The organism is Paracoccus pacificus (genome assembly GCF_042680785.1).
Taxonomy (GTDB): Bacteria; Pseudomonadota; Alphaproteobacteria; order Rhodobacterales; family Rhodobacteraceae; genus Paracoccus; species Paracoccus pacificus.
Genome location: NZ_JBHUEN010000017.1, coordinates 1 through 25,330, shown reverse-complemented (window position 1 = coordinate 25,330; position 25,330 = coordinate 1). Strand labels below are relative to the sequence as shown.

Annotated in this window: 26 protein-coding genes; 6 read left to right on the top strand and 20 right to left on the bottom strand. The window is 61.6% G+C overall.

From position 1 onward, the window contains the following. Nucleotides 1–452 precede the first annotated feature (452 nt). Together ACFSCT_RS06480 and ACFSCT_RS06475 are read left to right on the top strand one after the other, a co-directional pair. Entirely contained in the window at nt 453–815 is a 363-nt protein-coding gene (locus ACFSCT_RS06480) for a hypothetical protein (RefSeq protein WP_379141143.1), read from the top strand. Nucleotides 816–856: 41 nt separating this feature from the next. Further along, nucleotides 857–1,441 (top strand): SOS response-associated peptidase, encoded by a 585-nt coding sequence (locus tag ACFSCT_RS06475; protein WP_255471354.1) that lies wholly within the window; start codon nt 857–859, stop codon nt 1,439–1,441. A 144-nt stretch (nt 1,442–1,585) separates the two neighbouring features. On the opposite strand, the gene ACFSCT_RS06470 is transcribed toward ACFSCT_RS06475, so the two are convergent. From ACFSCT_RS06470 to ACFSCT_RS06445, 6 genes are all read right to left on the bottom strand, one after another. Further along, nucleotides 1,586–2,080, bottom strand: a complete 495-nt coding sequence (locus tag ACFSCT_RS06470; protein WP_300043492.1) for an RES family NAD+ phosphorylase — start codon at nt 2,078–2,080, stop codon at nt 1,586–1,588. A 6-nt stretch (nt 2,081–2,086) separates the two neighbouring features. Beyond that, complete coding sequence (locus tag ACFSCT_RS06465; RefSeq protein ID WP_036743537.1) at nt 2,087–2,437, bottom strand: antitoxin Xre/MbcA/ParS toxin-binding domain-containing protein; 351 nt, start codon at nt 2,435–2,437, stop codon at nt 2,087–2,089. Nucleotides 2,438–2,516: 79 nt separating this feature from the next. Continuing rightward, nucleotides 2,517–3,809 (bottom strand): plasmid replication protein RepC, encoded by a 1,293-nt coding sequence (repC, locus tag ACFSCT_RS06460; RefSeq protein ID WP_379141146.1) that lies wholly within the window; start codon nt 3,807–3,809, stop codon nt 2,517–2,519. 241 nt (nt 3,810–4,050) lie between these two features. Next, on the bottom strand, nt 4,051–5,022 hold the full coding sequence (gene repB, locus ACFSCT_RS06455; RefSeq protein ID WP_379141140.1) for a plasmid partitioning protein RepB: 972 nt from the start codon (nt 5,020–5,022) through the stop codon (nt 4,051–4,053). Next, nucleotides 5,022–6,206, bottom strand: a complete 1,185-nt coding sequence (gene repA, locus ACFSCT_RS06450; protein ID WP_379141138.1) for a plasmid partitioning protein RepA — start codon at nt 6,204–6,206, stop codon at nt 5,022–5,024. The genes repB and repA overlap by 1 nt, the downstream gene beginning before the upstream one ends. A gap of 408 nt (nt 6,207–6,614) precedes the next feature. Continuing rightward, nucleotides 6,615–7,676 (bottom strand): tyrosine-type recombinase/integrase, encoded by a 1,062-nt coding sequence (locus tag ACFSCT_RS06445; RefSeq protein WP_379141136.1) that lies wholly within the window; start codon nt 7,674–7,676, stop codon nt 6,615–6,617. A 41-nt stretch (nt 7,677–7,717) separates the two neighbouring features. On the opposite strand from ACFSCT_RS06445, the gene ACFSCT_RS06440 reads away from it, so the two are divergent. The 4 genes from ACFSCT_RS06440 (at nt 7,718) to ACFSCT_RS06425 (ending at nt 11,697) form a co-directional block, all read left to right on the top strand. Continuing rightward, nucleotides 7,718–7,954 carry a FitA-like ribbon-helix-helix domain-containing protein gene (locus ACFSCT_RS06440; RefSeq protein WP_036743548.1) on the top strand — a complete coding sequence of 79 codons (237 nt, stop codon included), beginning with the start codon at nt 7,718–7,720 and terminating at the stop codon, nt 7,952–7,954. After that, nucleotides 7,951–8,409, top strand: coding sequence for a type II toxin-antitoxin system VapC family toxin (locus tag ACFSCT_RS06435; protein WP_181745908.1), 459 nt, complete (start codon nt 7,951–7,953; stop codon nt 8,407–8,409). The genes ACFSCT_RS06440 and ACFSCT_RS06435 overlap by 4 nt, the downstream gene beginning before the upstream one ends. 143 nt (nt 8,410–8,552) lie before the next feature. After that, the gene (locus ACFSCT_RS06430; protein ID WP_379141133.1) at nt 8,553–9,569 is read left to right on the top strand and encodes a DUF1403 family protein; all 1,017 of its coding nucleotides are present in this window, start codon (nt 8,553–8,555) and stop codon (nt 9,567–9,569) included. A gap of 292 nt (nt 9,570–9,861) precedes the next feature. Continuing rightward, complete coding sequence (locus tag ACFSCT_RS06425) at nt 9,862–11,697, top strand: Hint domain-containing protein (protein ID WP_379141131.1); 1,836 nt, start codon at nt 9,862–9,864, stop codon at nt 11,695–11,697. 375 nt (nt 11,698–12,072) lie between these two features. Here the strand turns inward: ACFSCT_RS06425 and ACFSCT_RS06420 are convergent, their stop codons facing one another. From ACFSCT_RS06420 to ACFSCT_RS06355, 14 genes are all read right to left on the bottom strand, one after another. Beyond that, a complete protein-coding gene (locus ACFSCT_RS06420; protein WP_379141129.1) occupies nt 12,073–12,507 on the bottom strand; it encodes a hypothetical protein in 435 nt (144 codons plus the stop codon). 971 nt (nt 12,508–13,478) lie between these two features. After that, complete coding sequence (locus ACFSCT_RS06415) at nt 13,479–14,429, bottom strand: YihY/virulence factor BrkB family protein (RefSeq protein ID WP_379141127.1); 951 nt, start codon at nt 14,427–14,429, stop codon at nt 13,479–13,481. A gap of 53 nt (nt 14,430–14,482) precedes the next feature. Then, nucleotides 14,483–15,727, bottom strand: a complete 1,245-nt coding sequence (locus tag ACFSCT_RS06410) for a DUF3618 domain-containing protein (protein WP_379141125.1) — start codon at nt 15,725–15,727, stop codon at nt 14,483–14,485. Beyond that, on the bottom strand, nt 15,717–16,115 hold the full coding sequence (locus tag ACFSCT_RS06405) for a phage holin family protein (RefSeq protein WP_379141123.1): 399 nt from the start codon (nt 16,113–16,115) through the stop codon (nt 15,717–15,719). The genes ACFSCT_RS06410 and ACFSCT_RS06405 overlap by 11 nt, the downstream gene beginning before the upstream one ends. Then, entirely contained in the window at nt 16,112–16,675 is a 564-nt protein-coding gene (locus ACFSCT_RS06400; protein ID WP_379141121.1) for a hypothetical protein, read from the bottom strand. Before ACFSCT_RS06400 ends, ACFSCT_RS06405 begins: the two co-directional genes overlap by 4 nt. 202 nt (nt 16,676–16,877) lie before the next feature. Then, a complete protein-coding gene (locus tag ACFSCT_RS06395; protein WP_271071007.1) occupies nt 16,878–17,363 on the bottom strand; it encodes a YciE/YciF ferroxidase family protein in 486 nt (161 codons plus the stop codon). Nucleotides 17,364–17,403: 40 nt separating this feature from the next. Then, entirely contained in the window at nt 17,404–18,429 is a 1,026-nt protein-coding gene (locus ACFSCT_RS06390) for a glycosyltransferase family 2 protein (protein WP_379141119.1), read from the bottom strand. Next, a complete protein-coding gene (locus ACFSCT_RS06385) occupies nt 18,426–18,989 on the bottom strand; it encodes an SAM-dependent methyltransferase (protein ID WP_271071009.1) in 564 nt (187 codons plus the stop codon). The genes ACFSCT_RS06390 and ACFSCT_RS06385 overlap by 4 nt, the downstream gene beginning before the upstream one ends. Then, nucleotides 18,989–19,690, bottom strand: a complete 702-nt coding sequence (locus tag ACFSCT_RS06380; protein WP_379141118.1) for a PIG-L deacetylase family protein — start codon at nt 19,688–19,690, stop codon at nt 18,989–18,991. The genes ACFSCT_RS06385 and ACFSCT_RS06380 overlap by 1 nt, the downstream gene beginning before the upstream one ends. Next, nucleotides 19,687–20,778: an acyl-CoA dehydrogenase gene (locus ACFSCT_RS06375; RefSeq protein ID WP_379141116.1), complete on the bottom strand. Its 1,092-nt coding sequence runs from the start codon at nt 20,776–20,778 to the stop codon at nt 19,687–19,689. The genes ACFSCT_RS06380 and ACFSCT_RS06375 overlap by 4 nt, the downstream gene beginning before the upstream one ends. Continuing rightward, nucleotides 20,775–21,827 (bottom strand): glycosyltransferase, encoded by a 1,053-nt coding sequence (locus ACFSCT_RS06370; protein ID WP_379141114.1) that lies wholly within the window; start codon nt 21,825–21,827, stop codon nt 20,775–20,777. The genes ACFSCT_RS06375 and ACFSCT_RS06370 overlap by 4 nt, the downstream gene beginning before the upstream one ends. Beyond that, nucleotides 21,824–22,789 (bottom strand): glycosyltransferase family 2 protein, encoded by a 966-nt coding sequence (locus tag ACFSCT_RS06365; protein WP_379141112.1) that lies wholly within the window; start codon nt 22,787–22,789, stop codon nt 21,824–21,826. Before ACFSCT_RS06365 ends, ACFSCT_RS06370 begins: the two co-directional genes overlap by 4 nt. Next, a complete protein-coding gene (locus ACFSCT_RS06360; RefSeq protein ID WP_379141145.1) occupies nt 22,786–24,219 on the bottom strand; it encodes a glycosyltransferase family 2 protein in 1,434 nt (477 codons plus the stop codon). Before ACFSCT_RS06360 ends, ACFSCT_RS06365 begins: the two co-directional genes overlap by 4 nt. A gap of 224 nt (nt 24,220–24,443) precedes the next feature. Then, a complete protein-coding gene (locus ACFSCT_RS06355) occupies nt 24,444–25,181 on the bottom strand; it encodes a Crp/Fnr family transcriptional regulator (RefSeq protein ID WP_379141110.1) in 738 nt (245 codons plus the stop codon). Nucleotides 25,182–25,330: the final 149 nt, after the last annotated feature.

Below are 25,330 nucleotides of genomic sequence, written 5' to 3'. Positions count from 1 at the left end.
AAACGTTACGGGGAAATAATCGATGTCCAGCATTCCATCCGCAAAGGGCATCGACAGCACGCTTGGCCGCGGCTTCGCAGACCCGAGCCATACTTACTGTCTAGATTCTTAAGAAATCAGCGAAAGGTCGGTATCTGAAGAGGCCGTTGAATTCAGACCTCTGAACGGCCCCTTCGTCCCGCATTGCAGCTGCTCGTGACCTTTGAAAATGCTGCGCCGGGGGCCGAACGGCAAGTTAGGGGAAGCTGCATTGCACCGTCACGACCCCGGCGAGTGTCCGCACAGGGCCGCAGATCCTGAGCGGGACGGATGACACTGTATTCCCTTCACTTCCTCCGTGTTCCAGGCCTGCGCCGATTGCGCGATCGACCACGCTCCAGGCAGCGCGCATCTCGATCGCCGACGGCACCACCGTCGGTCACAGCCTTGCGCCAGCATCCTCGGACTGACGTTTGGACAGCTTGTCGGCGGACATATGTTCCCATTATGTTCCAGCCATGCCGTCGATCCCTTCAACCAACAGATTCGCCAACCGCTCGATCCGTGACTGTGCCCGCGACCATATGCTCATGGTGATGCGCTGCGATCTCTGCGGCCGGACGGTGAACTATTGGGCCGAGGATCTGGCGAAGGTCATCGATGACCCGTTTCACGAAGCGCATGTGCCGCCCTGGGGCTGCGGCCAGTGCGGGACGATCGATTACATGTCGATCCGCTGGCACCTGCCGAGCGCGCAAGAGCTGGCGGCAGGCTTGACCGTTCGCAGGCCGGTCAGGCAGGTTGTCAAATGGATCTGGCGCGATGAAAGGGTCTGACGATCTGCAATCTGTATAATAACGGCACCACGCAGGAGATGATGCGCCGGCTCTTCCCCGGCGTGACGGACCGTGCCGGCAATCTGCAGCCGGGCCGGGTCTATCCCGACCAGCCCGGTGCGATCATCCGCCATGATGGCGACGGGTTGGAGCTGGTCACAGCGCGCTGGGGTCTGCCCTCGCCGAAATTCGCCCTGAAGACGGAACGCGACCCCGGCGTGACCAATATCCGCAATCTTGGATCGCCGCATTGGCGCCGCTGGCTCAGTCGGGACAATCGCTGCCTCGTCCCGCTGAGCGCCTTCGCCGAGCCACGCGGCAAGGGGAAGGGCAACCAGTGGTTTGCCGCCACGAACGACCAACCGATGTTCTTTGCCGGCATCGAGATCCGCGACTGGACCTCCGTCCGCAAGGTGAAGGACGGCGAGACGACGGATGATCTCTATGCCTTCCTGACTTGCGAACCGAATGCCGAGGTCCGGGCGATCCATCCAAAGGCGATGCCAGTAATCCTGACCCAGCCCGACGACTGGACGGCCTGGTTGAGCGGGATCCCCGCTGCGGAGCTTCAACTGCCCCTGCCCGACGGATCCTTGGCGTTGCTGGACGAGGCCGAGCTGACCTGACCGGATCAACTACTGGCCCTGAATACGCCAGCGACGCCCCCCGCACTGCGAGATCGATAGCGCCGTGACATCCGCCATGCAGGACCTTGATGGTGCAAGGTCCCCCTATGAGGACATTCTATACTGTCGTGACCACCGCGTAGATCAGCCAAGCCGCGCTTCATCATCGACAAGCTGCAATCGCGAGGGCCTGCCGGAAGTCCAAACCCAAAGGACGAGATTCAGGTCTTCGGTACTTGCACCCTTTGCGAAGGATCGAACCTGCATCCCGAGATATCCCGCGGCCTTGAGCCGCTCTGCCAACACCTGGGTCGGCGCACGCCCCTCGGTCAGCATGTGCGTGCGCCAGTCATCTGCCCCAAGGTCAGTCAGGGTCATTCCATACCTTGCCAGTTCTGCAGCATCGGTCGCATCGAAAATCGGATCGATATCGGCCTGGTAGGCGACAAGTGTCGTCGGTTGCAGGGTTCCGACCTGGTTTGCCTCTCGAAGGGCAGTGATGACCGATTGCGAGGTGTAGAGCGCAGGCATGCCCTTGGGATTGAAGCGCCCGCCATGTTTCCGCGCGCCCTCCCCCGACAACGGGTCACGGGCGTAGATCGGATTCAGCGCCCGGTAAAGCAGTCCTCGATAACGCATATGACGTCAGGCGTGGACGCCCGCATCGACGGCATCGATATAGTCCATCACCGCCTCAGCCTGCCCATCGCGCACCAATTGCATCGCGGTCAGGCCACTAAATCCCGGCAGTGGTTCCGACCGATACCAGGCATAGGCGATCAAGGCCGAACCGAAGCGCGGTTCGACCCGGTTCAGGATCTCGACCATCTCGCGAAGGCGCTTCTGGGTTTTCGGACTTTGCACCCGGTCGGCCCGCATCAACGCGTCACGCCCAAGGCCGACGGTGCGCGCAACTTCATCCTTCGTCGTGCGCAGGATTTCGGCGATACGGGCAGGGGCAAAGAGACCACCTTCGGCGAAAGACTCGATCTGCATGACGAACTCCACTTATCTTGACAGGATATAGTGTCATTATGCGCGGCGATCAAGGCCATCACTCTCCTCCGATGCACCGTCACGCCGCCTGCCCGCTCAGTCTGCCGTAGAAGCTGCGCTCGAGATGCAACTCCCCTGCCCCGGCCTTTTCGACCATACCGCGCAGATAGCCTCCCGGAGACGCGACTTCGCCCGCATTGTGCTTTTCGAAGACAAGTGCGAACGCCGCTGTCGCCACCTGCTTACCCAACCTGTCCTGCGCCACGTTCCAGGCATGCTCCGACACCCCGATCATTGGCCTGAGTTGGCCCGCAACCCGGTGAAGATCTCCCCAATCCTTGACAAACCCTTCCAGATTGCGCGCCCAGGACGCGAATTCCGGACAAGCCTGCAGGACCGTCGGCAGATCCAGCGCTACCCGCTTCTTGCGTACTTCGGCCACCCACTCTTCCAGCTCCCGTTCAACCTGATCTTCGGGCGGAGCATTGTGCACCACGGCCGCGACTTCCTCATCTTCTGAGGAATTACTGATTACAGGATCAAGTTGGGTTGTAATTAGTATATGAGGGTCGGTAATGACCTCCCTGGGGTTCATTTCTTGAGTCTTCTCGGGCACTTGTGCCGTAGTTTCAGGCGTGTTTTCCACAGGCGCGGTGGCCTCAGTTGCCTCGAGATAGGCGGCTTCAACCCGCGCCTGAAGTTCCTTGAACCAACCGAGCAGTCGGGCAAGCTGTTCGGACGCTTCATGACGGCGCGGAAGCCGGTCCAGAAGCTCCTCGAAGAACCCCGTGAACTGTGTCCAAGGCCCACGCAGCGCGCTGCTGACAGCCGCCTCAATACGCGCGCGGATCATCCGGCGCGCCACCGTGATCTGACGCTTTAGGCGCTGGCAGATCTCGCGTTCTGCCAACAATTCGACATGAAGCTCTTCAAACTCCTCGACGCGGGCTGCGAGTGGCGACAGATCGAAGCCGTAGGCCTCGAGGATGCGCCCTTCCGCGTCCCTACGGCCCCACCGCTTGCCGTTAGGGCTGTCCTGGAAGGAAATCACGCCGGTCTCGGCCAGACGCCGAGCATGGCGCTTGAGTGCGGAGAGCGAGAAGCCCGTCTGCTCCATCAGGTAGGCATTCGATGCCCAGACAATCGGGCGCTGCCCCTCCTCCCAGTCCTGGGCTTGGGTGAAGGCCCCGAGCGAGTCGAGGAGCATCAAGTCTCCGGCCTTGAGGCCAATATATGCACCGACCCGCTTCACGGCCACAAAAGCCCGTGTTTTAGGTACAGCTACCTGTTCACCGGCTTGGGCAAGCTGCTCTGCAACGCCAAGACCCGGTGTCGGCTTGCGCCAACCTGAGGGCTGCCGCACGGTGGACATACCTCTCTCGTGCTGAGGGATGCCTACCTCAGTTGCTCCCGGCGGAGCATCAATGAATTTTTCCATACTTTGTCAGCAGACAAAGAAATCCCGTTCGCTCAGAAGCGATTTTTCTTGTATGGCGATTCGCTGGCTGCTAGTTTCTAGGTGTCTAATCTAAGAATTGCGCTCTGCGCGGCAGCCCTCGAAGCTTCGGTTTCGGGGGTTTTCTTTGTTTACCTTTCCTCCTTTCTGCTCGTCCTCACTTGCCATCCCCAGAGTTTACATGTGTAAACTCGGCGTAGGATCTCTTGATAATGTCCACTAGATTGGTCTCGAGCCAGTTCGCGAACTCGGCATTTGTACCAGACTTCTTCACGGACAGAGACAGGACCCCTCGCCCAGCCTTGATAACCACGCCATCCACGGGCGTAGACTCTCGAGGGCCACTGGACACTTTCGTCCCGCGCTTGCTCGCCTCCTTGATGAGCGCTTCCAATCGTTCATCCGACGTCAACGAAGCGCTAATCTTGGTCAGCAGATCAAGCGCGACTGTCTCGGTGAGTTTCCGCGCAAGAAATAACTCAGCCAAGTCCGTCCACCTCGGCCGGCCGGATTTAGGCGCAGCACCAATCATGTCCCCAACCTTAGACGGGATATTCTGTGTCACTTTCGTCAGATGCGAATGCCCTGAGGCGGAGAGGTTCAAGACCTTGCGCACCGTCGCACTTTCGTGCCCTGCAGATTGGATCGCTTCGGCAAAGCGGGCCTTCTCATAGAACGAGAGGTTGCGACGGGCCGCGTTCTCAAGTCCCTTAGCCAACAAAGCGGTGGCTTCATCGACGTCTTGGACGTTCGCACGCACCTTAAGGCCGAGATCTCGACACGCCTTCAAGCGACGGCGGCCATAGATCGCTTCAAAGCGGCCCTCCGAAGTCTTGGAGCGCCTAACGAGTATCGGCACCTGTTGACCGTCACGGCGGATGCTGTTCTTGAGGGCTTCAAAGCCTTCGTCGTCATCTTCGTCGTTTACAGTTGTAAAATCATCGAGTCGATCTTTGGGACCCCAGTCATCGATCAGGCTTGGATCGATCTCTCGGATAGACGCAAGAGACCCCTGCAAGGCTCCCAGAGCGGGAGCGCTCGTTTTGGGTATTCTTTCTGTTGTGGCACTGCTGGAACGCGCGATGGTGTTGGCAATACCCGACATGTCTCTAAGGGACTTTCTAGCCATTATTTACGTCCCCATGACTTGTGAATCATAACTTCCACCTCAGCACCCACCGCATCCATCGAACCTTTTGCGCGATCGTAAGTCGCACGTGTCATCTCTGAGCGCACGACCTCATAGATAGACTGCTTGAGCATGGTTGCGTCACTGATTGCAGTGCTTTTTAGAGCGGTCGCGGACATAACCCGATCTTGGAAAAGCGCCCGCATGAATGAGGTCAGCTGTTGTGAAGGCACATCCGTTGGTTCATCCCGAGTGATCAGGAACTTGAACTGATCGTATTGAAGCGTTGCACCTGCATTCTCAATCACCCCCATGTAGGCCCCGGCAAGTTCAAGGAACTGAGCTGTTGACGAAACGTCCAACATTGAGGGCGATAAAGGGACGATCAGGGAGCTCGCCGCAGCCATCCCGGCGATGGTTAAGAAGCCGAGTTGAGGGGGACTGTCCATCAAGACCAGGTCGAAATCATCGCCGACCTGAGACAACGCATTTCGGATGCGCGTGAAGAACGGCTGGTCAGGGTTCGAATGTACCGCAGATTCCGTCTCAAACTCTGACAACATAAGGCGCGAAGGCGCTACTGAAAGCCCCGGAAAATACGTGGGGACCACAACATCTACCATGCTTACGGGTTCTTCATAGCGGATCGCGTCATAGACCGTCAGACCGTCAAACTCGATCTCCGGGCTAATACCGCACATGGATGTCAGCGATCCTTGGGGATCCAGGTCAACGACCAACACGCGGTAGCCGCGAAGCGCAAAATAATGTGCAAGATGGATGCTCGTGGTGCTCTTGCTTGAGCCGCCCTTGAAGTTCATCAACTGCCAAACTTGCAGTTTCTCGTCACCAGAACGCCGCGGCAGATAGCGCCCTTTCTTGCGCGATGACTTCTCAAGTATCTCGCGCGCGTTCCACATCTCTTGCGCCGTATAGAAACGCCGCCCACCGCGAACATCCTTGGGCTCGGGGATTGTCCCTTCCGAATGCAGTTTACGCATGAACTGACCGGAGACCCCGAGTAGATCGGCCGCCTCCGGCGCGGAAAAAGATCGTAGCGTCTTGGTGCTATCTGGGGCAAAAGCAGAAAGAAGATGCTCCCGGATAGCAGCATTCAGCCGCTCGGAAATATCAGTCGCTAGCGCTGAGGGCTTCTCGTTTGCCAGTGGTGTCACAGGAATCATCTAGTTGCCCCAAAATCGAAAATATGGCCTTTTTTGCGCCACTTGAGGCTAAGAGCCGTGATTCACGGCGCTAAGTCAAGATTATTCCTCTATATAGCGTCATTAAAACTGAGTAAGACTACATGTGCGGCCTAGTTCGCTCTGCATTTTACAGCTGTAAAAAGGGCCCGCAACAGCTAAGCCCTGCCAGCCCGCTACTCCGGCGGCGGCCCTGACCCCAAAGGGACGACCCGCACGAAGGTAAAGCTCGTCCTGGTTGGCAGCCTTTCCGAGGTTGGGTCTGAAATCGTGGTCGCGGAGGATCGGCATGTAGTAGCAGGCATCGGTTGCCGATCAAATGAGTGCGCCAACAGGGCAGGGCGCGGCCACCGTTGGACGCTGGCATGCGACATCAACGCCGCGCGAAGCTCAATCGGCCTGAAACCGCTCAAGCAAATCCGTCGCCGGGTTATCCTCGATCTCGACATCGGCATAGTATTTCTGCGCCTGCGCCGGATCGCGGTGCAGCGAGAGCTGCATGGCGGCGGCGAGCGGTGCGCCATCCAGCGCCGCCTGGGTCAGAAACCCCGAGCGCAAACCGTGCGGGCTGGCAAAGTCCCGCGGATAGCCGGCCAGCTCCAGCCGGTGCGCCACGATCTCCCGAAACCCGCCCGGCGTCAGGCGACGTTTCAGCACCCGGTCGGCTTGGCTGACCGGGCGGAAGAGCGGCCCACCGGTGAGTCCGGCGGCCTCGATCCAGGCCAGCACCGAGCGTGCCGGAAACCCTTTCAGCGGCAGCCAGGGCGCCTGATCGGGCGTGGTCGTCTTGGTGTGCAAGAGGCGAATGCGGATCAGCCCGCGCTCCGCCATTGGCCGGGAGTCGATATCGTCGACGTTCAGCGCCGTGACCTCGGAGCGCCGGCGCCCGCCGCTGGCCCACGCCAGCGCCAGGGCGGCGTGGTCGCGGAGATCGCGCCTCGCGCCAGTGCGACAGGTGGCCAGCATTGCCGTCAGCACCTCGCGGGTGATCGGATTTTCGGACTTGCGCTCGCGCGGCCGGGCTGCGGCCCGCCGCGCCTTGATGCGGGCTTCCTTGATCAGCGGCGCGTCAAAGGGAGAGCGAAGGTTCTTCATCCGGTGGAAGGCGCGCCAGCTGGCGATGCGTCTATCCAGTGTCGACGGGGCAGGGGCGGCGTATCCGCGCCTCAGTCCCGCGGCCACCAGAGCCTCGGCTGCCTCACGGGCCGGCCCGGTGGCGTCGCGCAAATCCCGCGCATGATCGAGGATGAAGCGCAGCGCCACCGCTTCTTCCTCGGGCCAGGCGAGTGCGGCACCGAAGGCCGCGGCCTTCCAGGCCCCGATATAGGCCAGGTCCTGTTCATAGGCGCGAAGCGTGTTCTCGGCCGTGCCACGGCGAAAGAGTTCGGCCAGGGCGTCCTGGTCGGCGGGCGTCAGCGAGGCGGGAAGGGGCAGGGGTTGAAGTCGTGACATCCGGTTGCTATCATTGATAACGAACTGATGGAGAACCAGCCATGGCACAGCTGATCGTGCGGGATGTCGACGAAACCACGGCGCAGGCCCTGCGGCTGCGCGCGGCTGCCAATGGCCGCTCGGTCGAGGCCGAGCACCGGATGCTCTTGCGCGAGGTGCTGGGCACGCCCGGCCAGTCCGAGGACTTCGCAGCGGCGGCGGCCCGGTTGCGGGCCCGCCTCGATCGCGGCACCGACAGCGCGGCGCTGGTGCGCGCGGGACGGGACGCGCGCGCGTGAGCGACGCCGTTGCCGGTCCCGTCTCCGGACCCTGTGTGGTCGATGCCAGCACTGCGCTGAAATGGGTGCTGCAGGAAGAGGGCAGTGAAGCTGCCGTCACGCTGCTCGACGGACGGCCACTTTACGCGCCGGCCCTGATCTTCGTCGAGGTCGCGAATGCGCTGTGGTCGGCCGTACGGCGGCAGCGACTGCTGCCGGAAGAGGCGGCCGATGCCCTCGACCTGATCACCCGGGCGCCGCTGCGCCAGGGAGCAGAGGACGCCTCGCTGGCGCAGCGGGCGCTGCAGCTGTCGCTGCTCCTGGATCATCCGGTCTATGACTGCAGCTATCTCGCTCTGGCGATGCGGCAGGAGGTGCCGGTGGTGACCGCGGATCGCCGCTTTGTCCGGGCCGCGGCGGCGGTGCCCGAGGCCGCGCCCTTCGTTCGTCTGCTGGGCGATCCCGCGGCGCATTGAGGCTCTCCCTGACCGGTTTCCCCTCCCATGATAGCGGAATGTTAGTCCTTCTTCAACACTATCGATAATGGCATCTTATCGACAGTGGTGGTGCCGGAATGCGGGGGCTTCAGTGAACCGCAAAATAGCGCTATTCTGCGGATATGAGCGATCTGGAAGAATATTGGTTCGATCCGCCTGAGGATGAGGATCCGGCCTTTCCGCCGCTGCCACGGGCGGATCGGCGTCAGCTGCTCGATCCCGCCGCCTGGCGTGCCGCCGAGAAAACCTGCGCGGTGGACCTGGCGCAGGCCGCGCAGGCCATCGGCCGGTTGGACGGCCTCTTGGCCGGGCTGGACGAGACCATGCGCCGCGGTCTGATTGCCCGGCTGGCATTCAGTGAGGTCGTGTCCATGCTCTGGGCCGCGGGGACGCCGATCCCGCAAGAGGTGCTGATCCGCGACCTGGCCGATGCCCCGGCCTCGGTCGACCTGGAAGCGCTGGCACTGGCCCGGTGGGCCATCGGGCGGTTGCAGGGCAGGGGGCGTCTGGAGGCGTTGCGGGATTTCCTCGGGCTGCACCGGGCGGGGCAGGGGCGGGGCGACAGCGACCTGCTGCGCCCGACCGGAGCCGATTTTGACTCCGAGACCGAGGGATTTGCGGCGGGACTTGCCGCGCTGGAGGGGTGCCATGCGATCACGCGGGCAGCGTTCGGATGCCGGCTCTGGCGGCTCACCGATCTGTCGCCGGACGGGCACCAGCTGGAAGCGATGTGCTGGGCGGCACGGGCCATGGCGGACAGCGCGGGGCCGCTGGTGATGGTGCCGATGGGGCAGGCCGGGCGGCGAGTTTGGACGATAGGTGGTGATGCGGAAGAATTTCTGAGGGCGTGGTGCGGGGCCATTGAGGCCGGCTGCGAGGCGGGGTTCCGCGTGATCCGGCAGCTGATGGAGTGGGCAGATCGGGCCAGGCGGACGACGGCGCGGATCAAGGGCAGCAATGCGGGATTGGTGATCGATGCGCTGGTGGTGCATCCGGTGGTTTCCGCCGCTGCGCTGGAAGCCGAAGCGGCGATCAGCCGCGATACCGCCGAGCGGCTGCTGGCGCGCTTGCAGGGTCTAGGGCTGGTGCGCGAGATCACGGGCGGAACGCGGTTCCGGCTGTGGACGGCGGTGCTGTGACCACGAGCCCGACCGTCCCGGCGCGATCGTCTGTGTCACGCGACAAGGAATTTTCCGGTGGACTAGGCGGCTCCTCGGTAGCTCGAGAAGCATCGGGCAACATCGATGAAGCGTCTCGATCGAGTCGTCGCGCGTCGTCAGGGCACCTCTGCGACTACCGAAAAAGATAGATGACAGAACTCCGGCGTCGCATATATATAGCTTGATTCAGGCCGAAGTGAACGGCACATATCCGATGGCTCGACGGCTATCGCGGCTGTATGTGACGTAGTTTTTTTTGGAGCGGATGTTCATGCCCAGTTTTACCTACCAGATGCTGTATCTCGGCCAATTGGCGGACATGGATCCCACCGAGACCAACAACACCGCAGAGAACGTTGGCGCTGTTCTTGGGAACCGGGTCTTTGGAAGCGGCGGGACGCCGCTCTTCTCGCAGAGTACCCAGGTGACGCTGAACGACAACCGCGGCACCGGCAATACCGTCTCGCTGAACCACAACCAGCCGGGCGGGACTGGAGCGCTGGACAATATCACTTACACGCTGAACGACACGACCTACACGCTGCAAGCGGACTCGACGATCCGGGTCTATAACGTATCGGTGGTCCAGGCCATCGGTGGCGGTGCGACCCGCACCATTACTGTGCCGGTCCGGCTGATACAGGATGTGAGCGGCAATGTCTTCCTGATGCCGCCGCCGGTTGTCGGCAGCGAACCGGGTGAGTCGGCGATCACCGAATTTCCGATCATCTCGGTTTCGGTCCCGAACAACCCCTCGAACATCAGCGATTTCGGCGGCATCACGGCGGAACGCAATCTGCTGCCCTTCAGAGATGGCTATGTCGATGGCACCGACGGCAACAACGTCATCGGTCAAGGCTATATCGACGGGGCCGGCGACCGGGTCGATGCCAATGATGCCATCCTGCCCGGGATGACCGGCAATGACGATTACATCCGCGCCGGGCTGGGCAATGACTCGGTTTCGGCCGGGGCGGGCAATGACATCGTCGAGGGTGGGGCCGGCAATGACACGCTTCTGGGCGAGGCCGGCAATGATACGCTTTTCGGCGGTGCTGGTAACGACACGCTGCGCGGCGGGGCCGGGAATGACAGCCTGAGCGGCGGCGCCGACAATGACCGGCTCGAGGGCGGGGCCGGCACGGACAGTTTGACCGGGGGCGAGGGCTTCGACACCTTCCTTGCCGGCGATGCCGATATCATCACCGATTTCAACACCGCGACCGGGCAGAACATCGCCGATGGCAATCAGGCGAATAACGACTTCGTCGATCTGAGCGGCTATTACAACGCCGCCAACCTGGCCGCCTATAACCTGGCGAATGGCACGAATTACGCCACGCCGCTTGGCTGGCTCAGGGCCGATCAGGCCGATGGCGTGCTGCAATCTGCAGGCGGGCTGATCATTCGCAATGGCGGCGCGGCCGTGGCGGGGGCCAACCTGACCTGGGACAATACCAATGTCCTCTGCTTTGCCGCCGATGCCGGTATCTGCACCGCCTCGGGCGAGGTGGCGGCGGGCGATCTCAAGGTCGGCGATCTGGTAGAGACGCGCGATGCCGGCCTGCAGGCGATCCGCTGGATCGGCAAGCGCCGGCTGGACTCGGCGATGCTGGCCGAGCATCCGAAGCTGCGCCCAATCCGCATCTGCAAGGGCGCGCTTGGCGCGGGCCGGCCGACGGCGGATCTGGTCGTCTCGCCCCAGCACCGGATCCTGGTGCGCTCGCGCATCGCCCGGACCATGTTCGGCGCCGACGAGGTGCTGGTTGCCGCCAAGCAGCTGTGCCAGGTCGAGGGCATCGACGTGGCGCAGGATCTGGACGAGGTGACCTATGTCCATTTTCTCTTCGATACCCACCAGATCGTCCTGGCCAATGGTGCGGAGACAGAATCGCTCTTCACCGGCGACGAGGCGCTGAAATCGGTTGGTCCGGCGGCGTTGGAGGAGATCTTCACGATATTCCCTGAACTTCGAGCTCCTGAGCATGCTCCTGTCCCGGCGCGGGAACTGGTCTCGGGTCGGCAGGGCCGCAAGCTGGCGATGCGTCACCTGCAGAACCGAAAGCCGCTGGTGGGAGAGGTCCGAGGAGAGGGCAAGACTGTGTGACCAGTCGCAAGGCTGTGGAGGACGTCTCACGGCCCGGGCGTGATCTCGGCAGAGAATTCAACCCCGGAGTCTGCGAACGGAGGGGCAGGGGCTAACTGGCCGCGCGGTGATTGCAGGAACCGGGAAACCGAACTTTTGGGTAGCCACTGCCCGTCCCCGGCAAACCTTTCCACGTCCAATGTCAGGCATCTGCTACTCGCAACCACCCAACTGGAGCGTTGAAAACAAAAATGCCCCGCCAAAACAGGCGAGGCTTACTCGTTCCTCGGGGGGGACAGAACTATATCGCCACAATATGGCTTCGATAACAGCTTAGGTAAACTTGCCTGTTTGGACAGGCCATGTGTCAATTTGCCTCGTCTCGGCTGTTGAGGTTTACCGCGTCGCGCACCTGTATTCTACCGGATCATAGACGCGGATCGACAGGGAGAAGGAACCAGTTGGTTGCCATGCGAAGCGACCGCAGAAACCGGTCCTAACCGTGGCGAGATTTTCGTGGCTCATGTCCGCCATCGGTCTCTGGGCCAGCCTGATCTTGCCGCGCGGGCCAAGCCCGTCTCTGGCGAGGCGGTCACCGCAGGCGACGAAATAGGCTCGCAGTTCGTCATCGCTTGCCAGCGCCCCCCAATTTCCCGCCTCCTGGTCAACGCCGCTAAAATCAGGCGCAGGCTCTCCGGCGCAAATGTCTTCCAGCACCGCCGACAGGATGAACCGCAGGTCACGTTCCTGGCAATCGGCGATGGTGACGACCAGCCGCTCGATCGCCGCCGCTCGCCCAAGGCGCGCGGCGGGCTGGAACGGCTTGATCAAACATCGTCATCCTCCGCTGCTTCTCGGCGGGCTGCTGACGCGCCAGCGTCATCTGTCGGCCGCGCAGCGAGTTCCATGGTCGCCCGAGCTTGCGCGTGAGTTCGGCGATTGTTGCGCCACTCAGATTCATCGCGGGGATTGTGGCATCCTAGACCGGGGAAAACCGCCAGACGCTAAAGCCGCCGCGGGTAACGATCATCGGCTCGCGCGGCGGTCGGGTATTGCCGCGCGTGTTCGGGCCGTCGGCACCGGGCGCAGACAGTGCCAGCTGACGGCACTGAGCAACATGCCGAGCCTGCGGGCGATGGTGGCGTGGGACATACCTATTTCGCGCAGTCCCGCAGCCTCGCTCAACTGGTTGTCGGTATATTCGCGCCTGGGCATCAGCTAATGACCTCCAACATTTTCTCGCCTTCGAAAGGATCGATCTCTTAAATCAGGATGTCGATGTCGAAACGGTCCCGGCGTTGCCGGGCGCGCTTGCGCGCCTCGATCAGCGTGCCGCAGTAGATTTGCGGGTCAGAATGGGCCCGCAGTTCGTACAACTTGGTCCGCCAAACAGCCTGAAATTGATGGCCAGCTCGCGCGCATGGTGGTCGTGATCGAGACTGGCGCGACCATCGTCGTGGCGGTTACCGCGCGGGCCAGACCCAACCGGACGCGGGGAATCCTCATGACGACCGCCCGGATCACGGCGCCGCCGCCGGCTGAGATCAGCACGTTGAGGCGGGAATATCGGGCAAGGATAGGCATGATTGCTCTCCCATGTGTGTGTGGGTGCCGAAGATTTTGAGGCGCGCCAGCTTGGCGATCCGCTTCGGCGTCTTGATCTGAAGATGCAGCGATCCGCTGCGCCGTTTGCGGCGCTGAGCCTCTTCGAGGATCAAATCGACCTAAACTGTCCCATTGGTGCTGACGTCAGACATAGCTGCGGATCAGACCGCTGACCAATCTCACCAAATGACCGTCCGTCAGGATCGTCCTTGTGTCGGGCCCAGTCTGTCAGCCTTCTCGGCGTCCCTTTCACCCATCGGCTCGTCCGGCCCTACTGTCGTATCATGTGCAGTCTGCGCTTCTATTTCCGCGTTCAGTTCCGCACCCATCAGGATGATGAATGCCGAAATCCACAGCCACATCAGCAGGATGATGACCCCTGCCATGCTGCCGAAGGTTTCGTTGTAGCTGCCGAAGTTGCTGACATAGATCGAAAAGCCCACCGATGCGATCACCCAGATCAGGCAGGCCGCAACGGCACCGGGGCTGAGCCATTTCCATTCCGCATCGTCGCGTGATGGGCCGTAGCGGTAGATCACAGCCAAGCCGAACACCGTCATCAAGGCGAGGATCACCCAACGTGCCAATCCCATCCCGGTCTCCAGCCAATCGGGCAGCGCAATGAGGTTTAAAACCGCCGGTAGCGCCAATGTCGCGAGCAGGCCAAGGATAAGCCCGAGGATCAAGAACACCGTAAGTCCGAGCGTCCAGAGGGTTTTCGAGATGAAGCCGCGCGTTTCCTCCTCGTCATAGGCGACGTTCAATCCTTCCATCAGGCTGCCCATGCCTTTGGACGCAGAGTATATCGCGAGCAATAAACCTACGATAAAGGCAAGCCCGAGCCCGCCTTCGCGCGAGCCGGCGACGGACACTGCCTGATCCAGAATGATCTGCGCCGCTTCCTGCGGCATTACGTTCGTCAGCTTGTCTAGTTGCGCCGTCACCTCGGATGGTTCCAGCACCAGCCCGCCCAGGGCCATCAGGGCGGTAAGGGCAGGGAAGATCGCCAGCAACGCGTAAAATGCAACGCCGGCCGCGATGAGGCCGACATGATCGTCGGCCAGTTCCGATTTTACTCTGAGGGCAATGTCCTTCCATCCCTCCGCGGGAATGTCGGTAGGCGATTCCGCTTGTCTGCCACGTGCCATATAATTTTTGCTTTCGTAAAACCCGGCCCGCGGCTTTGCGGACCGGGCATGGGTCAGGAGGAGGATTTCGGCGACTTCTTCACGTCGCCCAGATCCTGCTGTTCGGCCTCCGTCCTGGCGGCATCGGCAACGCGCTTGCCCGCAGAGGTGGCCTTGTCCTTTGCCGTCTGAGCCACTTTCGATGCGGCTTCATCCGCTTCATCCTTAAGATCGCGTGCCGCCTTGCCGGCCTTGTCCTTTACCGCGTCGGCGACTTTGCCGAGCTTTTCCTTTTCCTCGGCAAAGATGCGCTCCGCCTCTTCGATCAAGTTATCGCTCTGCTCACCGAGATATTTATCCTCGATCCGGGTGCGCGGCAGCGCAGCTCCGAGAGCGGCACCAAGCGCCACGGCCAGGGCGCCCGCGATCAGCGGCTGTTCCTCGAAGATGTCAATGACGCGATCGCGGCCCTTGCGGGCGTATTCGGCTGCCGCCTCGCGAGCCTCCACCGCGCGGTGTCGCGCGTCGATGACGCGCTTGCGTGCCTCCTCGGTCAGGTCTTCCGTCCCTTGCGCCAATCGGTTACGAAGGGCAGCGGCGCGGTCGGCAGCGGTTGAGGTCAGGTTCTGGACCGTTTCCGCAGTTGAACTGCCCGCATCCTTGGCAGACGCAGCGAGATCCTTAGCCTTATCGGCCACGCCTGATCCGGCAGAGCGCGCAGTTTCCGCAACACGAGAATCCGCGTCACTGGCGCTGGCGGAGATACTGGATGTTGCATCCGAGACCGAACTGCGCGCCGAAGAGGCCGCCTGTCCAATGCGCTCGGTTACATCATTCTCATCGTCCTCGTGGCGCGTCCGAGCCCCGGCAGGGGCGTCGTGCGTGCTGCCAAAGCGCCCCGAATAAAGATGCCGATTGGGGCTGCTCCATTGCCGTGAGCGGGATAGCCGATCGTCTCGATCATAAGAAGATCGGGCATCGTCGTGAGATCCTTCGTGGTCCAGACGCGACCGATAACGGCGGTAATCGTCCCGGCGATTATAGTCGTCGCGCCGATAAACATCATCCGAACGATTGCCCATCATCAACCAGGCGATGCCCACTCCGGTCAAGGCCAAAGCAACTGGATTTCTCTTGACGGCATCGGAGACCGATCGTCCGATCTCACCGCCATGTTCGCGGAATTGATCGGTGAATTGCCGCGCAATGGTCTCAACCGAGAACTTGTCCTGCAAGTCCCCGAGCGTATCACGCAGACCTGCACGTTCGCGTTCGATATCGCGTTCGATCTCTTCGGGAGAGCGGGTATCACTTGTCATCGTATGCCTCCTTCACGGCTTGCGCATCGCGCTTCACGTTCTTCGCAGTCCGCGTCGGAGCCAGACTGTTGAGTTTCAGATCATTCGTGCCCTTGTTCAACATCACATAGGCGATGATGCCAAAGATCACCCCGACGATTAGGGCGGACCAGCCGGCGGGGATGCCCGCCTCGGTCAGGGCTGCGACAAGCGCGGCCGAAAGGACGTTGAGCGCCGTCAGGGCCACGACGATTGCCCCAACGATCATGCCGATGGCGCTGCCGGCACTCTTGAGGTTTTCGTTGACTTCGGCGCGCGCCAGATCGACCTCGTTGCGTACAAGGGAACTTACATGGGTGAGTGCATCGCTCAGCAGGCCGCCGGTGGACTTGTTCGGATCGTGGGTCATACTGCGCCTCCTTTCGGTGTCGTCGTGTTGCTCGGCGCCGACGTGCTGCCTGTCGGCAGCCCCGAGGGCGTTGTCGCCGTCGGATGTGCGGATTGCCGGCTTTGCAAGCCATATGTCTCTGCGTGGGGATAAGGCGATCCGCCGCTCGCCTTGGCGAAACGGGTTGCGGCAAGACCGATCAGGGCCGCGCTTCCAAGAAAGAGCATGGGATTGCGCCGTGCGAAATCATTGATCGCGCCGACCATTTCGCCCAGATCCTTGTCGCGCAACGCGTCGGAGGTGTCCGCCAGCGTGTCCGCAATCTGACCGAAGGTGCGCTCCTGCGGTGAGCCGCTGCGCAATTCGCTCGCGGCTGTCCTGAGCGCCGAGGCGACGTTTTTAACTTCGCCAGCCGCCGCGTCCTTGGCCTGGCCTGCATAGTCCCAGGCTTCGGTGACGACTGTCCGGCTCAGGTCTTGAGCATGTTCCTTCGCTGTCTCCGACACAGCTTCGGCGACTTCCTTTGTCTTTTCGGAAATGAGTTTGCCGTCGTCTGGTTTTCCTTCGTTTTGGGCTGTCATTGTATCCTCCCTAAATCAGGTACTGAGATTGAGTATCGCGAGACCGACCACGATGAGGTCGTTTAGGTAGATTGCCGCCTGCATTGAACTTCTTCGGAATTTCCGAAATATATACTGACTTAACCCAACCAACCTTCCGGTGTTCCCTTCGGGCAGATTGTCAGGATTACCGGACCGGCCCTCTGGCCGGCCCGGTTAAAGTTTACGCCGCATCCACATTGCGTGAACGTTCGGCCAGTTCGGTCATGAAGTCGTCGGACTCGTAGATATTGTCGAGCGCGTCATCGAGCTTGCGTGCGGCGTCGTCTTCGCCAAGAGCCTCGGCAAAGGCTTTGGTGGTGCCGAACCCGGCGATGCCGTAATGGCACATGCGCTGGTATTGCGCGATGATCGCAACATCCAGCGCGGCGCCGCTCATGTCGCTGTCGAGCGCGTGTTTCCGCGCCTCCTTCACCAGCCCTTCCATGCCCTTGCAGTGCTCCTTCTTCACCTCAGCATCGGCATCTTCCAGAAGGGATTTCAGCAGACGGGTGTGCTGGTCAATGCCGTCCTTTGCCGCGCTCAGCCGGTCGGCCAGCTTGCTGTCCGAGGCCTTGTCGGCCATGGCGGAGACCACTTCGGACATCTGGTCATTCGCGGACCAGAGATCCTGTAGTTCTTCGATATACAGATCTTTCAGTTTAGTCATTTCAGGCTCCTTTCAAGGTTGACCGAGCCGACGGTCGCGGTCAGGGGACGGCAGGAATAATCGCCGTCCTTCTTTCCGGTGCAGCGCCAATCACGCGGCATTTGGACAGCGATGCGGCCGGTGTTCTCGCGGCGGGCAGAACCCGCTCTGAGTTTTGGAAGGTCTCGAGTATTTCGATGTGGCGGGGGAGATCGCGCACGTTCAGCCTAAGCCGGGCAGGCACTAGCAACGGCCATGGGCCCAGGCACTCGCACCCGGCCTGCCGGATCAGCCAGTCCGCGGGTGGCAGGCAATCGTCGATCAGATAGTCTGCCGCGCCCGTGCGCTCCTTCAGCGCATCGGACATTCCGCCGGGCGCACGCCCGGTCAGGCGGCACGATGCCTGCACGGTCACGTCATCGACATGGCGCACCCTTGCCCCGGCCCGGCGCAAGGCGCGGACGAGGCGGCGGTCCTCGCCGCATCTGACGGAGACGAAACCGCCCGCCATCAGATAGGCTGCCCGCGTAAGAGCGAGACTCGCCCCGGCGGCTTCGCCATGGGTGCCTGCAATTTCCGCGTGGCCCGGAACGTGGCAGGCAAAGAAATCCTGCACCAGTCGGCGATAGGTAGCTTCCAGCATGCCGAGCTGCGCATCTATCCCGACAAGGATCTCGGTTTCGGACGCCATTGGTTCGATCTTGCCACAGACCGCGTCAGCCTCGTCCAAGTGCGCGAGGTTTCGCGCGATCCAGTCCGGTGCCACGATGCAATCGGCATCCGTCGTCAGAAGGCTGCGCAGGCCCTGCATGTTGCGCAGCGCGTGATCGCAACCCATCCTGCGCGCGGTGCCGACGCCTTCGTGCGCGGCCAATGTGCATTCCAGCACCGACAGGTTGATCCCGTTCCTGCTGGCGACCTTGCGGGCCAAACCGGCAGTGCCGTCCGTGGTGTTGTTGACCACAAGGATCACCCTTACACGCTCGCTGACTTGTCCGGCCAGTGCAGTCAGGCAATCGGCAATCCGCGCAGCCTCGTTGCGAGCTGGGATAACGATAGCGATATCCGGGGGTTGGGGCCTGGTCATGACGCATCCTCCGGCACTCCGCGGTCGATGCGATACCCTTCGGTCCGTGTGACTGCTTCGAACGCATGTGTGTCGAGCGCGGCGGTGAAGATCTGCAGCGCCTCCTGTCCCTGCAGCCCGTGGCCGGTCTGACCCAAGTAGGTCACGCAGATCACCTCGGCCCGGGACCAGAACGTGGCGATGTCGCGGGCAAGGGTTTTTAAAGCACTGGGGTCAAGGAAGTATAAAATCTCGGACAGGATCAGCAGGTCGAAGGCGTATTTCGGCAAGGCGCAGGGGTAGAAGCCTTGTAGGAAACACGCCTGTGGAAGTGTGCGCCGAGCGGTCTCCACGGCGACTTCCACGGCGTCCATGCCGGTATAAGTGTCGCAAAGCGGCGCGAGGCGACGCGCAAGCTGGCCATTCCCGCAGCCCAGCTCAAAAGCGCCCTCATAGCGCGGACGCGACAGCGCTGCGCGGGTCGCGGTGAATTTGTCCTGTTCGTAATTGCTCTCCGCGAAATTCCACGGGTCCGCATTATCGGCATAAAGCGCGTTCAGATGTTCCAGGCCTACGCCCATCACGGCATCCTCCAGAAGATCTCGTCTTCGCTGGCGAAGCGTTCGATGAAACCCGACGGAAGCACGAAACCCAAAGGATCGTCCGCGACCACCTGACCCAGCTGGGAACGATGTGCGGCGATGGCGGTGCGCTTGCGCGCCTCATGCTCCTCCGGCGCCAAGAAGATCGGCGCATAGGGTGCGATGCTGTTTGCAAAATCCGGGTCGTCCCATCTGGACCAAACAGGATAGCTATGAAATATCCAGTCAGGCCTCTTCGTGCGAAGCGCTGTCGCGAAGGCAGCGGTAGCCTGATGATCCTCATGGTGATCTTCACGCGCTGGCACGAAGACATGCCTTGCGCCTGTCCGTGCGATTGTCTTTTCAAGTCGTGCCGTGACGTCCTGCGGATCGACGCGATAAAGAGCCGCGTCGGGCAAGCCCATCCAAGTCAGGTCGCGCGCTGTGCCGCCGAGGCATTCGATGGCGCGAGTAAGCTCGGCACAACGCAGAACGCCTAGACGCTCAGGGGGCCACGCGCGAGACCCGGGATGGCTGGCGCTGCCATTCGTCAGGCATATTACATGCGCACCCGCACCCGCAAAGGCGCGCGCCAGCAGCGCCCCACAGGCCAGCGATTCATCGTCGGGGTGCGGTGCCAGCACCACGAATTTCTCGCGGCCTTCGAACACGGCTTGGTCAGGATGGTCGGCGACATTCATCCGAAGACCCCCCATGCCCGATCGTCCTGCCCCAACGCCTGCCGGGCTGTCCGTTGCAGAAAGGCGTCGCGCGCGGCCTGACGCATATAGACCGCAAGGTCGCGGGCCATGCGTCCAGTTTCGGCACCGGACTCGAAATGACGCAGCCCGATCGACTGCTCGCTCGCGCGGATGGCATCAAGCCCAACTTCTTCAGTAAAGAGCCGCGCCGCGATGGAGGTGGCGACAATCTGCTCAGCCTCGAGAGAGCAATCAACCGAGGCCTGCGCGGCGCGTTCTGCCAGCGCGGCGCCGGCCCAAGCCCGGGTCAACACGGTCATCAGGCGCGCCTGCTGCGCCTCGGTCTGCATCCGGTCCATGGCGCGCAGATCGGTCGCGGCCTGGTCCAGCAAACCGATGGCTGCCCCCGCCTGCAACGCAGCAATTCGCCAGACACCGCCCACAAAATTCGGCTCCTTCAGGTAATCGTCTGGGCCGCCGATCCAGTCCTGCACTTTCAGCCCGGAAAAATCGTAATTGCCCGAGGCTGACGCCCGCATTCCTTGCATGTTCCAGCAAGAGGTGTCGGCACGGTCGGGGTCACGCACATCGACCAGTGCCAGCCGAACGCCGACATCGCCGCCCACGCTCACGAGCGCATGGCTGACCGTGCCAAGGCCTGAGGTAAAACGCTTGGCCCCCTGCAGCCGCGTGCCGCTGGCGTCTAGTGTGACGGGCACAGGCCCGTCCGCACCCCAAACGCCGAGCACGGCGCCCTCGGCGATCAGGGCGTCCACATTGAGCTTCAATGCGGCTGACCCGTAAAGATGGATCAGCCGAAGTGCATTCACATGCCCCTCCCAGAGCCGGCCAACACTGAGGTTCGCAGCTCCGACCTGCATCAGCGCCCGCGCGGTGCAGATAGGGTCGGCGCTGCCGTCATCGCCGAGCAGGCCGGCATTACTCAGCAGCGCGATTGAACGGGAAACAGGGCGCTCGCCGCACTCCTCGGCGTCAGCTGCGGCCCGCAGACCATCCGTCACGTGCGGGGGCAGGGATGGACCATTCAAATTCGGTATTTGCCAAGATGCGAAGGGGCCCGTTTTCATGGCTGCACCTCACGAGCCTTGCCCTGAACGGCTGCCCCAGACCGCAGAAGCCGCGCCCACTGCCGGGCAACTTCGCTAAGGCGGAAAGCCGGATTACCTCTCACCTCCGGCGGCGACTGACGCCATGCGTCAATGCGCTGTAAAATCTCGCTCGGGTCGTCGCCATTCACCCATTGCCGCGCATCCGAGACGATCTCCTCATTGGCGCCGAGACCCCGATGCACGAGGACCGGGGTTCCGACCGCATTCGCCTCGGCCAGCACCAAGCCGAAGGTCTCGGCAAAAGCGGTTTGGGGACAGAACAAGCACGAGGCGCGGCGCATGTGGCGGACCAGCTCCGGGTGGGGTAGCGCGCCGAGGAAGACGACACCCTCCGGCACCGGGCCGGTCTCCCATCGTAGATAGCCCGGATCGGCCACCGCGAGAGTTAGCTTCGGACGGTGTTTACGCAGCGCCGCAAATTGCGCGAAGACCTGCGCCAGCCCTTTATGCGGAGAGCTGGCAAAAAGCAGCCGGTTGGGGTCGCGCGGCGTCGCGTCAGGCCGCAGATCGTTGTCTAGCGGGTTGTAGATCACGTGGAGCGGCGGTGTGGCTTCGTCGCCCAGAAACGCCTGCAACTGGCAGGCATGGGTGTGCGATACGCAGATGACGAGAATACCCGCCTCTTTCAGGGCCGCGCCCATCTTGCGGTTGTGGCGACCCGGATAGACATGCAGCCACAGGAAGATGGCTGTTTCGGGATATCGCTTGCGCAGCTTCAGCGCGACTTTCCAGCGGTTGATCACAATCATGGTCTCGAAGCTGCCGGTCGCGTCCAGATCGGACAGCGGGCAGAGCAGACCGGCGTGCGAAAGCTGCATTTTGGTGCGACCGCTCTGGAAATGGGTGATGTCGAACCGGGTGTGCAAACCGCTGGCAACGCGCAGCACCGTGGCCTCGGTGCCGCCGAGCCCGCCGGTGTCGATATCGGGCAAATCGTAGCCAGCCGCGCTGCACGGGTCGACGATGGCAATCCGCGCTGGCGCGGTTTCATGCCGGATCGATTTCATTGCATTGCCACCTGTTCCGCAGGACTGGAGAAAATGTTTGTAACCCACGCTGCCGTCGCCTCTGTCATCGGGATGTCGCGGAGGTTTAGGCAAGCGAGGCGACTGATCTGCGCAATCTCAAGGTTAGTGATATCCACCGGCACGGGGTTGACCCTTCTGCCGGCCCGCCATGCCTCGACCTTTGCCCAGACATTTGCCCGGTCCCTCCGGCGGCGCGCGCTGTCATAATCGGATGCCGCGGACTGTGTCAGGCTGTCGGGCGTCTCGATCTTCGTCAGGAGCAGTTCCGGCACAATCCAGATGACCTCACCTGCGAGAATCAATCGGTTGCGAAACTCGCGGTCCTCCTCGATGCAATCCGCGAAACCGCCAAGGCGCCGGAACACGTCGGTGCGAAAGAGGCCCGAATTGATATGCGTCCATTCGCCTGGGACCTGCGAACCCATCTGGAGGTTCGGGAACACATCATCGAGCAGCGACAGGTCGCGCCGGATCTCAACCCGCCGACCGTCTGGCAGGATCAGTTCATGATGGGTCAGGACGGCACTCACCTCCAGCTTTTGGCCACCCTGCTTGCCCGCAAGACGCCAGTTCAGGCATTCGTTGGCGCGCACGTCCTGCGCGGTCAGCACGCGAACCTGGTGCAGCACCTTGTCGCGATGCGGGATGTCATCTGAATCGTGGAAGGTGACCGCATCGCCGTCGGTCAACAACAGGCCTACATTCTTGGCTTGTGCCGTGCCGACGTTTCGCGCGAGCCGGACGTAGTTGAACTTCTGATGCTCAAGGTAGGGCGCCACCGCCTCCGCAGTGAGGTCCGTGCTGGCATCGTCAATCACCGTTACACGGATGTTCCACCAGCTTTGATCCAGCGCGGCGCGGATGGCGCTGTCGATTAGATGCGCGCGGTTGTAGGTGGGAATTATGATGTCGACGAGTGGGGCGAGCGGATTGGATTTCATGCCATAGCCTCTTGTGTTTGCGCCTTCACAGCGTCGCGATAAGCGCGCAAGCTGTTGCCGGTGAGAACTGCTGCCGGAAGCGGCAGCATCAGTGCCGTAAGCGCGGTAAGGACGATCGGATCCGGCGGTTGCGCGATAGCAAGCAACAGAACGCCGATGATGAAGATCAGCAGCGTGCAGGGAGACAGCGCGCTCACAGCAGGGGTTCTGCTGCCGGTCTTGTCAGTCACGATGAATTTCAGCCGACAGCCGGTCAGTGCATCAAACGTCGCCTTCGCCGATTGTGGGGCCAAGGCAATGCGGCAGGCAAGGGCGCGGAACGCGATCCCCGGAGCCAACCGGTCCCGCCAGCCCTGCGCTAAAACGCGGATGATGATGTCACAAAGGCTCAGGACGATGGCAACGCCTGCCAGCGTCGCGGGAGCCGTGTGATCCTGTCCGGTCAGCAGCCACGCCATCAGGAGTAGCGACGGTACCAACGTCAGGTTGACCCATGCGGTCAGCTGGGACAAGATCGCGATCCGCTTGGCCCGCGTAAGCGAACCGGCAAGGCCGAAGACGATAGCGGCATGGCGCATCAGCGTCTGAACATTGCCACTGCACCAGCGATAACGCTGTTTTTCAAGGTCGCACAGCGACAGCGGCAGCAGGCCCTTGCCGACCACCTGATTGATGAAGCGGCCCGAGAAGCCAGCATTGCAAAGCCGCACGCCCAGTTCCGCATCCTCTGTTGTGGCCGCGCCTGACCATCCGCCCGCGGCAACAAGGGCCGCACGCGAGATCACGCAAAGCGTGCCGGTCAAAAGCACAGCCTCGGCGTCGTCGGCACTGGCGGCGTTGGTACGGAAATATTCCTCAAGCTCGGCATCCACGCCCGGCGCTACGAGAGCGGTGCCCATGTAGGATTGAGGAAACTGGACGTAATCTGCGCCAGTCCGCTGCAGGACGACGGCAGCGCGCCCCAGGAAATCGGGCGCGACAACGTAGTCGGCATCCACGGTCACGATATGGGTGGTGCGCGTGTCAGTATGCGCAAGCGCAATGTTAAGCGCCCCGGCCTTGGCACCCTTCACGCCGGTTCGGTGCAGGAACCTGATTCGGTCGGAATGGGTGGCACAGAACCGTTCTACGGGCTTCCAAAGCGCGGGATTGGCGGTGTTGTTGTCCATCACGATGATTTCGTAACCTTCTGTCGGCCACTGCTGATCCAGCAGGGCGCGCAGCGTGGCGATAACCATGCGGGGCGGTTCGCAATGGGTGGCGATGTGAACCGAAAACCAGGGAGTGGCAGGATCCCGCGGCACAGGAGAGGGATGAACGGACAGACAGGCGCCTAATGGCCGAAGCGCCAGGAGGGCGACCTGAACTGCAATGGTGGCACCGCAGATCGCGGCGCCGATTACGGGAATCGCTGCCGCAAGGACAAGCACGCTCAAAGCTATGAAAAGCCGTAGCTCCACCGTTCACCCCCGTGCATTAAATAGAGATATTAGATTCTAGAAATCAGTGGCTTACAGGATTATTAGTAGCCTCCACGGCAACGCTTCTGGTGCTTTTAAGTTCCCACGTCCAGGCGCATTACACGCTCAGACGCAGGACAAGCCTGCCTGAGAAGACGAGGTCCGGCTTTCAACTGGATTGAAAGGCCGTCTGATCAGTCCTGTGGAAACCAGGATGTGTCCATCTCGGCATAGCGATCATGGAAATCGGTAAGCTCGATCATCTCGCTCTCTTTCAGGATGCGAACCTGATCCTGATCGCGCTGGATGAAACCTTCGCGCTCAAGGCGGAGGAAGGTCTTGCTGATATAGACGTTGGTCAGCCCCAGATAGTCTGCGATCTGGCTCTGGGTCATTGGCAGGCGAAAGGTATCGGTCATGCTGCGGTTGGTGATCCGCAACCGCGCCAGCAGGTCGAGCAGCATGTAGCTGATCCGTTCTTGCGCACTCATCCGGCCCATGGCGCGCAGCACGTCGATCAGCACCACATGGTCTCTCAGCGCGATCGAGATGAGCAACGCGGAAAGCCGTGGCGATTTCCTCAGAATTTCGTCGAGAGAGGATTTCGGGAACGGGCACAGGCACACGTTCTCGACCGTGCGCAGGGTTGTCGTCGCGTGTTTCAGGGCGACATCCGGAAACCCTATGATATCACCCGGATGATGAATCTTGACAATTTGGCGCCGACCATCGGGCAGATCCGTATAGCTGAAAGCCCAGCCGTGCTTGACCACATAGAGGTTCCTATTCTCGTCACCCCCCTGATATATCTCCTGTCCCGCAGGGAAACTGCGCTCGGACTTTTCCAGCCTCGCAAGCCGTTCCTCGTCCTTCTCTGACAGCGGCATGTAGTGAGATAGCTTGGTAACGAGGCAACTGGATGTTTCGGACACGGCAGAGTTCCTATTCCTGACCTCGAATATGCAGCCAATCGAAGATGTTGAGAACCACGAAAATCAACGCCGAGATGAAAGCCGCTTCTCTAGGTTGTGTTGACAAAAGGGATTCACATCAGTCTTTGAGCATGATTCAAGCTGGCATC

Bases quoted from the DNA above. Each gene is read 5' to 3' on its own strand.
- ACFSCT_RS06475 (WP_255471354.1), top strand. From the start codon at position 857: ATGCGCCGGCTCTTCCCCGGCGTGACGGACCGTGCCGGCAATCTGCAG.
- ACFSCT_RS06470 (WP_300043492.1), bottom strand. From the start codon at position 2,080: ATGCGTTATCGAGGACTGCTTTACCGGGCGCTGAATCCGATCTACGCC.
- ACFSCT_RS06465 (WP_036743537.1), bottom strand. From the start codon at position 2,437: ATGCAGATCGAGTCTTTCGCCGAAGGTGGTCTCTTTGCCCCTGCCCGT.
- repC (WP_379141146.1), bottom strand. From the start codon at position 3,809: ATGTCCACCGTGCGGCAGCCCTCAGGTTGGCGCAAGCCGACACCGGGT.
- repB (WP_379141140.1), bottom strand. From the start codon at position 5,022: ATGGCTAGAAAGTCCCTTAGAGACATGTCGGGTATTGCCAACACCATC.
- repA (WP_379141138.1), bottom strand. From the start codon at position 6,206: ATGATTCCTGTGACACCACTGGCAAACGAGAAGCCCTCAGCGCTAGCG.
- ACFSCT_RS06445 (WP_379141136.1), bottom strand. From the start codon at position 7,676: ATGTCACGACTTCAACCCCTGCCCCTTCCCGCCTCGCTGACGCCCGCC.
- ACFSCT_RS06440 (WP_036743548.1), top strand. From the start codon at position 7,718: ATGGCACAGCTGATCGTGCGGGATGTCGACGAAACCACGGCGCAGGCC.
- ACFSCT_RS06430 (WP_379141133.1), top strand. From the start codon at position 8,553: ATGAGCGATCTGGAAGAATATTGGTTCGATCCGCCTGAGGATGAGGAT.
- ACFSCT_RS06425 (WP_379141131.1), top strand. From the start codon at position 9,862: ATGCCCAGTTTTACCTACCAGATGCTGTATCTCGGCCAATTGGCGGAC.
- ACFSCT_RS06415 (WP_379141127.1), bottom strand. From the start codon at position 14,429: ATGGCACGTGGCAGACAAGCGGAATCGCCTACCGACATTCCCGCGGAG.
- ACFSCT_RS06410 (WP_379141125.1), bottom strand. From the start codon at position 15,727: ATGACAAGTGATACCCGCTCTCCCGAAGAGATCGAACGCGATATCGAA.
- ACFSCT_RS06405 (WP_379141123.1), bottom strand. From the start codon at position 16,115: ATGACCCACGATCCGAACAAGTCCACCGGCGGCCTGCTGAGCGATGCA.
- ACFSCT_RS06400 (WP_379141121.1), bottom strand. From the start codon at position 16,675: ATGACAGCCCAAAACGAAGGAAAACCAGACGACGGCAAACTCATTTCC.
- ACFSCT_RS06395 (WP_271071007.1), bottom strand. From the start codon at position 17,363: ATGACTAAACTGAAAGATCTGTATATCGAAGAACTACAGGATCTCTGG.
- ACFSCT_RS06390 (WP_379141119.1), bottom strand. From the start codon at position 18,429: ATGACCAGGCCCCAACCCCCGGATATCGCTATCGTTATCCCAGCTCGC.
- ACFSCT_RS06385 (WP_271071009.1), bottom strand. From the start codon at position 18,989: ATGGGCGTAGGCCTGGAACATCTGAACGCGCTTTATGCCGATAATGCG.
- ACFSCT_RS06380 (WP_379141118.1), bottom strand. From the start codon at position 19,690: ATGAATGTCGCCGACCATCCTGACCAAGCCGTGTTCGAAGGCCGCGAG.
- ACFSCT_RS06375 (WP_379141116.1), bottom strand. From the start codon at position 20,778: ATGAAAACGGGCCCCTTCGCATCTTGGCAAATACCGAATTTGAATGGT.
- ACFSCT_RS06370 (WP_379141114.1), bottom strand. From the start codon at position 21,827: ATGAAATCGATCCGGCATGAAACCGCGCCAGCGCGGATTGCCATCGTC.
- ACFSCT_RS06365 (WP_379141112.1), bottom strand. From the start codon at position 22,789: ATGAAATCCAATCCGCTCGCCCCACTCGTCGACATCATAATTCCCACC.